The following is an 8,366-nucleotide window of genomic DNA, read 5'->3' as shown; positions in this document are numbered from 1 at the left end:
TGTACGTTCGCGTAGACGTTGTTATGGCGGCACGATGGGGAGTTCTTTCGAGGTGTCTTGCTGTGATGAGAGTGTGAGGGGGTGACTTTTTTAATGAGCAGTTATGGTGACTTTTTTATTGGCTATTGACAGTATCATCTGAATATATTGCCCAAAGATTTCTCATATTCGATCTGCCATTCGCCGGCCGTCGTGCGGCCGATCATCACGAGAGGGGCCGCGCGGGACATCTTTTCGTGAAAAACGCCGTTCGGCTTGTCCAGGAAGTTTCACCATTTTCCGACAGCAGATTGAAAAATTTTTTTTAAAAACGAGGGACCGCGCGCCATTTTTCAAGGCTCGGTCCCTTGCATTTTGTCGTGAGTCTTACAGTTTTCTTTAAAATAATCGTCGTTTTCGCCCGTTCGACGATTCGGCATATCAAAATGATACTTTCGGGGCCTGGGCTTCGCCGGCGTCGCTCAGTTCGAAGAAATCGGCGCGGCGGAAACCGGTCAGCGCCGCCACCAGCGACGAGGGGAAGGAGCGCACGGCCACGTTGTACTCGCGCACGGCGCCGTTGTAATAGCGGCGCGCCAGCTGCAGGTCGTCTTCGAGACGGCCCAATTCGCTCATGAGATCGCTGAAGGCGCGGTCGGCCTTGATCTGGGGATAGGCTTCGGCGACGGCGATGAAACGTCCCAAAGCGGCGGTGAGGGCGCTTTCGGCGGCGGCGATCTCGCGGGGCGAACCGCTCCCCTGCGCCGCGCGGGCCTGCGTAACGCTGAGCAACAGTTCTTTCTCGTGGCCGGCCAGGCCTTGTGCGGACGCGACGAGATTGGGCACCAGATCGTGGCGGCGTTTCAGCTGCACGGAAATGCCGCTCCAGCCTTCGTCCCGGCGCAAACCGAGGCGCACCAGCCGGTTATAAACGGTCACACCCCACAGCCCGATCAGGGCGGCCACGATGACGTAAAAAACGCTTGGGTTCATCGAGAAACCTCCTTTGCAGAGATGATGAAAGTATATCAAAAAAGGGTGCCGGCCGCAGCGCTTTTCCTCCCCTACACCAAAAAAACGGAGCGAGACAACGATCACCGTTTCTCTCGCTCCGTTTTGTGTACGATGAGGCGTTCTCTTTGAGGACGTCTCGAACAGCGCCTCTATGCGAACTTACGTCCGGCTTCGGGATCAGGCTTTCAGTTTGCCGTCGCTGTCGAAGTCGTCCAGCGCCTTGGAAACGACCTTGGCCAGGCCGATCAGGGCGATCAAGTTGGGGAACACCATGATGCCGTTGAAGAAATCGGAAAGTTCCCAGACGAGGTCGAGCTTGAGGACGGAACCGAGGATAACGAACGCGACGACGATGAGGCGGTACGGCGTGAGCCCCTTGTTGCCGAACAGGTACTTGATGTTCTGCTCGCCGAAGAAATACCAGCCGATGACGGTCGAGAACGCGAAGAAAAGCATGCAGATGGCCACGAAGGGAAGTCCCCATTCGCCAAGTCCGATCCTGAACGCGTTCTGCGTCAGCGAGATGCCGCTGGTTTTGCCGTCGAGAGCGCCGGTGACGAAGATGACGAAAGCCGTCATGTTGAGGACGACGAACGTATCGATGAAAACGCCCATGATCGCGGCAAGGCCCTGCTCCGCCGGGTGCTTGACCTTGGCGACGGCGTGGGCGTGAGGCGTGGAGCCCATGCCGGCCTCATTGGAGAACAGGCCGCGGGCGACGCCGTAACGGACGGCTTCCTTGATCGTCGCGCCGATCAGGCCGCCGGTCGCGGCCTTGGGATCGAAAGCGCCGTCGATGATCATCCAGAACATGTGAGGGATCTTGGCGCCGAAACGGACCAAGATATAGAGACCACCCAGAAGGTACAGGCCGGCCATGATGGGGACGATCTTCTCGGTCAGAGAAGCGATGCGGCCAACGCCGCCGAAGAACACGTAAGCGGAGACGGCGCCGACGATGCAGCCGACGATCAGACGGTTCGTGCCGAAGGCGTTGCTGAACGCGTCGGCGATGGAGTTGGACTGCACCATGTTGCCGATAAATCCGAGAGCGATGATGATCGCGACGGAGAAGAAGATCGCCAGCGGCCGGCAGTGAAGACCTTCGGTGATGTAGTACGCCGGGCCGCCGACGACGTTGCCGAGATCGTCCTTGCCCTTGTAAGTCTGAGCCAGAACGGCTTCGGCGAAGATCGTGCCCATGCCGAAGAAGGCGGCGATCCACATCCAGAAGATGGCGCCAGGGCCGCCCATGGCGATGGCCGTCGCCGCGCCGGCCAGATTGCCGGTGCCGACCTGAGCGGCGATGGCCGTAGCCAAAGCCTGGAACGAGCTCATGCCTTCCTTGCCGGCACGCTCGCCGAAGAGCGTCAGGCCGCCAAACACGTGCTTGAACGCCTGGCCGAATTTGCGAACCTGAACGAACTTGAGGCGAAGCGTAAAATACAATCCTGTGCCGCAGAGAAGAGGAATCAGACAGTAAAGTCCCCAGATAAAACTGTTCGCTTTTGAAACCAATGCCGTCAGTTGATCCATATATGAAAGCCTCCCTAGAATTAATAAAAACAACATTGTGCTGCAATGAAATTGCAGCTGATTGAAAGCCTTGCACAAACTTTGGGCAGAAAGTTGTGAAAAGCTTACAAATCATACCGGTATTATGCGTTTTCTTTCACGAATTTACAACAGATACTTTACGGCAAAAAAATCTTTAGAATTAAAAATATATCCATATTTTTAAAGCATCCACAAACAGAATTGCTCAGGTTTCGCCCCGAAAAAGGCACTGGTCAGGTTTCGCAAGTTTCAAGAGAAAAAAGTTTGCCGCCGCGTCCGCACCGCCGCAAAAAACTTCATGCAGCTTTTTGCCGTGCGCTTTTCCCACGCTCATCTTCAGAGGCGAAGGCAAAATTCATTCTCTCCAAAAATCCGGAAGCACAGAAGATGCGGATGAGGTAAAATAAAATGTATGCGCGTCGTCGTTTTCATTTCTGCATCCTCACACGCGAATCCCCCATTTATATTTCTATGGAAGAAACCTCAAGGAGATCCTCATGGGAAAAACAAAGTTCGCTGCGGCGTTGCTGTTGAGCGTCGTTTTCGTCCTGCCGGCGCGCGGCGCCCCGGCGGAAAAAGCGAAAGCGCCGGCGGCGGTTTCGAAATCGGACAAGCGCACGGCGCAGGGACTGCGGGCCTGGTTTGACGGGCGGGAGCGGGAAGCGGAAGAGATTTTTTCCCGCATCACGCGGGAGAACTCTTCCGACCCCGTCCCCTATCACGCCCTGGCCATCCTTCTCTCCGACCGGCAGCAGGATTACTCTCGGATCACCGAGCTTTACAACCGTCACAAAGCGCTTTCTCCCGAGAGCGGCGACGCCTACAGCGCCATTCTGCCGATCCTCGACGAATACGCCCGCAAAGGCTGCGTCCAGGCGCAGCTGCTTCTCGCCCGCGCGCAGGATTGGGGGCTGGCCGCGGCCCCGGACGGGATCCATCCCATGCTCTGGCTGCGCCGTGCGGCCGACGGGGGCTATGCGCAGGCGCAGCGGGAGCTTGGGCTCCTCTACGAAACGGGGAAAAGGCTCGAGAAAGACACCGCGCGGGCCATCGCGCTTTACAGCGAAGCCGCGGCGCAGAACGACGCTTTTGCGATGAAGTTTCTCGCCGTGCTGTATCTGAACGGGAACAACCCCGCTTACAGGCGAACGGCTTTCGAGCTTCTCAAACGGGCGGAGCGGGCGAATCTGCCCGAAGCGCAGCTGCTCCTCGCCCAGCTTTATCAAAAAGGGATTTTCGTGAAGAAAGACGTGAAGCGGGCCGTGCGATGGTACAAAAAAGCGGCCCGGAACGGCAGTTCGGAGGCCATGAATATCCTGGCCTGGCGCTGCGAAAACGGCGAAGGCGTCAAAAAATCGCCGGCGGAGGCGCTGCGATGGTACAAGGCCGCCGCCGAACGGGGGGAGCATAACGCGCTCTTTCGTCTGGGTGTTCTGTATTACACGGGCAAACACGTCGCGGCCGATCACGCGCTGGCCTTCGAATATTTCAAGAAAGCGGCGGAGCTCGGCGACGTCGCGGCCTGGTACAACGTGGCCTGGCTGAACAAAACGGGCGACGGCACGGCGCAGAACTTTCAGGAGGCGAAGACCTGGTTCGAACGCGCGGCGCTGACGGGCAACAGCCGCGCGCAGATCAATCTCGGCGTGATGTACGCCAACGGCGAGGGATTCCCCGTCGATTTCGAGGAGGCCTGCTTCTGGTTCGAGCTGTCGAAGCTCTGCGGCAACGAGGACGCGCGGCAAGGGCTGGATTTCGTCGCGCCGCAACTGGATGACGCGGCCAAAGACCGCGCCCGGCGCCGTGCGCAGCGGACTTTCAAACGGATGCGCCGGCAGCGTGACGAGCAGCCGTAAGGTCCCGCCCGCGCCGCGCCGGTCGACGGGAGGGACGGAGGAGTTTTTTCCGGCGGAGATCCTTTCGAGCCGCGGCAGCGCCGCCATACGAAAAGCGGCCGGGAACCGATGAAATCCGGATCATCGGTTCCCGGCCGCTTTTGATTGTTCCACGTGGAACATCGCGGTACGGGGAACTTTCGCGCTTTATTCAAGGCTGACAGAGCGGTTCTCGCGGTCGGCGACAACGATGCGGCACGTTCCGCCAAGATGGCGCCGTGTTTTTTCCGCCAGCGTTTCCAGCGCGCGGCGCAGATCCTCGCGGCGTTCCGGCGCGACGGATTCGATGACCAGAAAGGCGTTGGTCGTGTCTTCGGTCAGCATGGTGCGCTGACCGTCGCGCCAGTTCCAGCAGCGGCATACGGCGCCGGCGTCGTCGCGGTAGCAGACTTCGCCGGGCAGCGTCGGCTCTTCCGCCTCGTCGCCAAGCGCCAGGAAAGGATCGCCGCCGGCGCTGACGTCGAGACGCAGGTCTCCCCGAAAGGCGTCGAGATCTTCGCCGCCGACGGGGAAGCCCCAGGTGAGCGACACGGCGTTGTAGATGTCCACCAGCGGGTTGACGCTGCCGAGCCCCTTGCCTTTTTCCACCCGCTTCAGCAGCGCTTCGATCGAGCTGCGCGCGCCCTTTTTCGTTTTGAAGAGCTTGAAGGCGTCGCGCCAGACCGCCACGACGGGACACTGGCTGAGCGTTTCGCCGCTGAGATATTTTTTCGACTCGTTCAGCGCGCTCTCAAGGTCTGCGGCGATGGCGGGGCGGTCTTTCACCCTGTCGGCGCGGTTTTCCAGGCCGCGGGCGACGACGATGCCGATCTCGGCCTGGGGAAACAGGTTCCAAAATGGTTCCGAAGCGATAAAGCGGGGCATATGCGCATCTTCTCCTTACGTTCGCACGTTCCGTGACGCAGAGCGGCACGACTTAAAAAAGTCGTGCCGCTCTGCGCGTCCGATTCCCAAGCTCGGTTTATCGGCGTTCGCAGAGCTCGAGCAGCACGCCGCCGGTCGATTTGGGATGCAGAAAAGCGATCATCGCGCCGCCCGCGCCGCGGCGGGGTTTTTCGTCGATCAGGCGAACGCCTTTTTCCTTCAGCTCGGCCAAAGCCGCTTCGAGGTTCTCGACGCGGATCGCCACGTGATGCAGGCCGCCGCGGCCGCCGTTTTTCTCCATGAACTTGGCTACCGGGCTGTCGTCGCCGGTCGGCTCGAGGAGCTCGACTTCGGTGTCCCTGATGGGGAGGAACGCCGTCTTCACCTTCTGGTCGGCGACTTCCTCCACGCCGTGGCACGCGACGCCCAGCGTGTCCTGCCAGAACGCGAGCGCTTCGTCGATGCTGGGCACGGCGACGCCGAGATGATCGATCACTGTAAGATTCATTTTCATATCCCCCTTTGAATGATCGCGGAACTTCGCTTCGCCTATGATAGCAGAAAAACGCCAAAGCTCAAGGCGGATTCTCTCCTCCGACAAGGCGGACGGAAGCGGCCGGCTCCTCTTCGAAGAAGCGGATCTTCGTCCCCAGCCGCGGGCCGATCTGCGGCGCCGCCCAGAGCGCGAAAAGGAGGCCGGCCAGCAAAAACGGCGCCAGCGGCAGCGCGTCTTTTCGCCCGACGCGCTTTGCAAGCAGCAGGAACAGGGCGGCGACGCCGCCCGAGACGATGCCGCCGTACAGAGTCAGCGCCGTCAGCTTCCAGCCCAGCAGCGCGCCCAGTCCCGCCATCAGGAACACGTCGCCCCAGCCCATGCCGCCGCGCGTGACCAGGACGATCAGCGCCAGCGGCACGGCCCCGGCCGCCATGCCCAGAAGAATTTCCTTCGCTCCGGACAGAACGCCGTAAGGCAGCCGCAGCGCCAACGCCGCCGCCAGAGAAGCGGCGACGGCCCGATCGTAAATGTAGCCGTCGCTCAGGTCAGTCAGCGCGTGAAACTCGGCGAAGCACAACGCCGCCGCGGCCAGCGGCCAGTCGCGGCGCAGCGGCCACCTCGAAACGAGCAGAGCCCAGGCAATGGCCGTCAGGACGGCGCAGCCGGCGAAGGCGCGCCGGCCGGCAAGGATCTTCCTTTCATCGTCCGCTGTCCGGCGCGCGAACGCGCACACGAAGACTCCGGCGGCGGCTCCGCACAGGGCGGCCGCCCAGCAGGGCGTCATCGGCCCTATTTGAACAGCGGCAGCAGCGCCTTGAACTCCGGCGTTCCTGCCCGGCCCAGGAGCTGATAGACGACCGTTTCCACCGGCAGCACGGCGACGCCCGCCGCCAGCAGGTTGCGCATCGCCAGCTCGTGATGTCTGCGGTCGCGGCTCGTGCACGCCTCCTCGACGACGGCGACGTCGCAGCCGCGCTCTTTCAGTTCCATGGCCGTGGAAAAAACGCAGATATGGCTCTCGATGCCGAAGACGACGGCCGACCTCCGCCCGCAGCGCGCCAGCGCCGCCGCAAAACCGTCCGCGCCGAAGCAGGAGAAGCTGGTTTTATCCATCACTGCCGCGGGACCGAGCAGCCCGCGCAGCGGCGGCACCGTCGCTCCCAGTCCCTTGGGATACTGCTCGGTCGCCAGCACGGGGATTTTCAATACCGCCGCCGACTTCAGCAGCCGTTCCGCCTCGTACAAGACCGGCTCGATCCCGCTCATCGCCGGCACTAATTTTTCCTGCAGATCGATCATCACAAAAACGCATTTTTCCGCGCGCAGACACACAGGTTCCATGTTTTTCCTCCTCGGGGCATAGATTTCCTCGTGACTTATTATCCCATACATTTCACGCCATGAGAACAAAGTCGATTTTTGTGATATGCTTATTCAGTCGAAAAGTTCACGCTCTGTGGAGGTATAAAATGGACAAAGATTTTTCCGATGCGCCGACGCCGCTGACTGTCAGCTCGTTGATGCGCAGCATGCTCAATCCCGACTATCCGTCGCACATCGTCAGACTGCTCAACCAGGTCAAAGGCTGGCTGACCAAATCGTTCCGCCTGGACGGGCTGGACCTGCCCTACTGGGAAGCGATCCGCGAGGATCCCGACATGTTCTTCGGCGAACTCTCGTGGCTCGAATCGCAGGCCGCCCTGCTGCCCGCCATGACGCCGCCGGCGCCGCGTCCCGAAGCCGTGGTGCTCTATCTCGGCGAAGTCGACCTCACCGACGCCATGCGCCTCGCCGTCGATTACAGCCTGATCTTTTCGCGCGGGGAGTGCCGCCGCATGTGGGTCGTCTCCGACTGCTGGATCCCCTTCGACGTGCTCGAATACAGCGACCACATCAAGGCCATGGCGGAGCACGGCATATCGCTGCGCTTTCTCGTCGTCACGCCCTGGGGATGGGTCGAACTGCCCGTCGCCGCGCTGGGCAAGGTGCAGCTGCCCGGTATTTCGTCCTCCGACGGCGGCGCGGGAAGAAACCGGCGGCGTCACAGCGACGACGATTGATTCGCCGAATTGCCTCATTGACGAAACGGGAACAATGTTGTACAATTCCCGTCGTGTCCGGGGTGTAGCGCAGTCTGGTTAGCGCGCCTCGTTCGGGACGAGGAGGTCGGAGGTTCGAATCCTCTCACCCCGACCATTTTCGGATGCACAAGCCCCGGCTCGGCCGGGACTTTTTTTGTCCGCAAAGATTTGATTGACTAGGGCTTGTTTAAAAAAACATTTCAGCTTGTATTATTTCAATAAAATAACACTGGCAGCAACAAGAACAAAAGCGAAAAACGAAGCGTCAAGTTTGTCATAGCGGGTGAAAATTCTACGGAACCATTTGATTTTCTGAAAGAAACATTCAACCAAGTGTCGTTCCTTGTAAACATGCTCATCTATAAACCACGGTTCGGGATTATCGCTCTTCGGCGGGATAGTGTAACTTCCCTCCCGAGAAGTAATGTACTCTCTGATGGCTTGCGAACCGTAAGCCTTATCGCCGATGACGTTGCTCCC

10 protein-coding genes and 1 tRNA gene are annotated in these 8,366 nt (G+C 59.9%); 3 read left to right on the top strand and 8 right to left on the bottom strand.

Going from position 1 to position 8,366, the window contains the following annotated elements:
- Positions 1-420: 420 nt before the first annotated feature.
- The 3 genes from D7D26_RS11400 to D7D26_RS12795 all read right to left on the bottom strand — a co-directional run bounded on the left by D7D26_RS11400 (position 421) and on the right by D7D26_RS12795 (position 2,884).
- A complete protein-coding gene (locus tag D7D26_RS11400; protein WP_120373123.1) occupies positions 421-972 on the bottom strand; it encodes a LemA family protein in 552 nt (183 codons plus the stop codon).
- 198 nt (positions 973-1,170) lie between these two features.
- Positions 1,171-2,529 carry an alanine/glycine:cation symporter family protein gene (locus D7D26_RS11395; protein WP_120373122.1) on the bottom strand — a complete coding sequence of 453 codons (1,359 nt, stop codon included), beginning with the start codon at positions 2,527-2,529 and terminating at the stop codon, positions 1,171-1,173.
- Positions 2,530-2,755: 226 nt separating this feature from the next.
- On the bottom strand, positions 2,756-2,884 hold the full coding sequence (locus D7D26_RS12795) for a hypothetical protein (RefSeq protein WP_255415991.1): 129 nt from the start codon (positions 2,882-2,884) through the stop codon (positions 2,756-2,758).
- Positions 2,885-3,047: 163 nt separating this feature from the next.
- Here D7D26_RS12795 and D7D26_RS11390 point away from each other — a divergent pair, with 163 nt between their 5' ends.
- Positions 3,048-4,406 carry an SEL1-like repeat protein gene (locus D7D26_RS11390; RefSeq protein WP_120373121.1) on the top strand — a complete coding sequence of 453 codons (1,359 nt, stop codon included), beginning with the start codon at positions 3,048-3,050 and terminating at the stop codon, positions 4,404-4,406.
- Between the two features lie 186 nt (positions 4,407-4,592).
- Here the strand turns inward: D7D26_RS11390 and D7D26_RS11385 are convergent, their stop codons facing one another.
- The 4 genes from D7D26_RS11385 to D7D26_RS11370 all read right to left on the bottom strand — a co-directional run bounded on the left by D7D26_RS11385 (position 4,593) and on the right by D7D26_RS11370 (position 7,146).
- A complete protein-coding gene (locus D7D26_RS11385) occupies positions 4,593-5,309 on the bottom strand; it encodes a B3/B4 domain-containing protein (RefSeq protein WP_120373120.1) in 717 nt (238 codons plus the stop codon).
- A 97-nt stretch (positions 5,310-5,406) separates the two neighbouring features.
- Positions 5,407-5,817 (bottom strand): methylmalonyl-CoA epimerase, encoded by a 411-nt coding sequence (mce, locus tag D7D26_RS11380; RefSeq protein WP_120373119.1) that lies wholly within the window; start codon positions 5,815-5,817, stop codon positions 5,407-5,409.
- A 67-nt stretch (positions 5,818-5,884) separates the two neighbouring features.
- Positions 5,885-6,589, bottom strand: a complete 705-nt coding sequence (locus D7D26_RS11375) for a prepilin peptidase (protein ID WP_120373118.1) — start codon at positions 6,587-6,589, stop codon at positions 5,885-5,887.
- A gap of 5 nt (positions 6,590-6,594) precedes the next feature.
- Positions 6,595-7,146: an isochorismatase family protein gene (locus D7D26_RS11370; protein ID WP_120373117.1), complete on the bottom strand. Its 552-nt coding sequence runs from the start codon at positions 7,144-7,146 to the stop codon at positions 6,595-6,597.
- Positions 7,147-7,274: 128 nt separating this feature from the next.
- On the opposite strand from D7D26_RS11370, the gene D7D26_RS11365 reads away from it, so the two are divergent.
- Together D7D26_RS11365 and D7D26_RS11360 are read left to right on the top strand one after the other, a co-directional pair.
- Positions 7,275-7,865 (top strand): hypothetical protein, encoded by a 591-nt coding sequence (locus D7D26_RS11365; RefSeq protein WP_120373116.1) that lies wholly within the window; start codon positions 7,275-7,277, stop codon positions 7,863-7,865.
- 58 nt (positions 7,866-7,923) lie between these two features.
- A tRNA-Pro gene (locus tag D7D26_RS11360) sits at positions 7,924-8,001 on the top strand.
- Between the two features lie 95 nt (positions 8,002-8,096).
- Here the strand turns inward: D7D26_RS11360 and D7D26_RS11355 are convergent.
- Positions 8,097-8,366: transposase (locus D7D26_RS11355; RefSeq protein ID WP_147413033.1), on the bottom strand; the 270-nt coding region annotated here is incomplete at its 5' end.

It is taken from the genome of Pyramidobacter sp. CG50-2, assembly GCF_003612005.1.
In the GTDB taxonomy this organism is placed as follows: domain Bacteria; phylum Synergistota; class Synergistia; order Synergistales; family Dethiosulfovibrionaceae; genus Pyramidobacter.
Note: the sequence above shows the minus strand (reverse complement) of the source record. Positions and strands in the feature narration are given on the sequence as shown.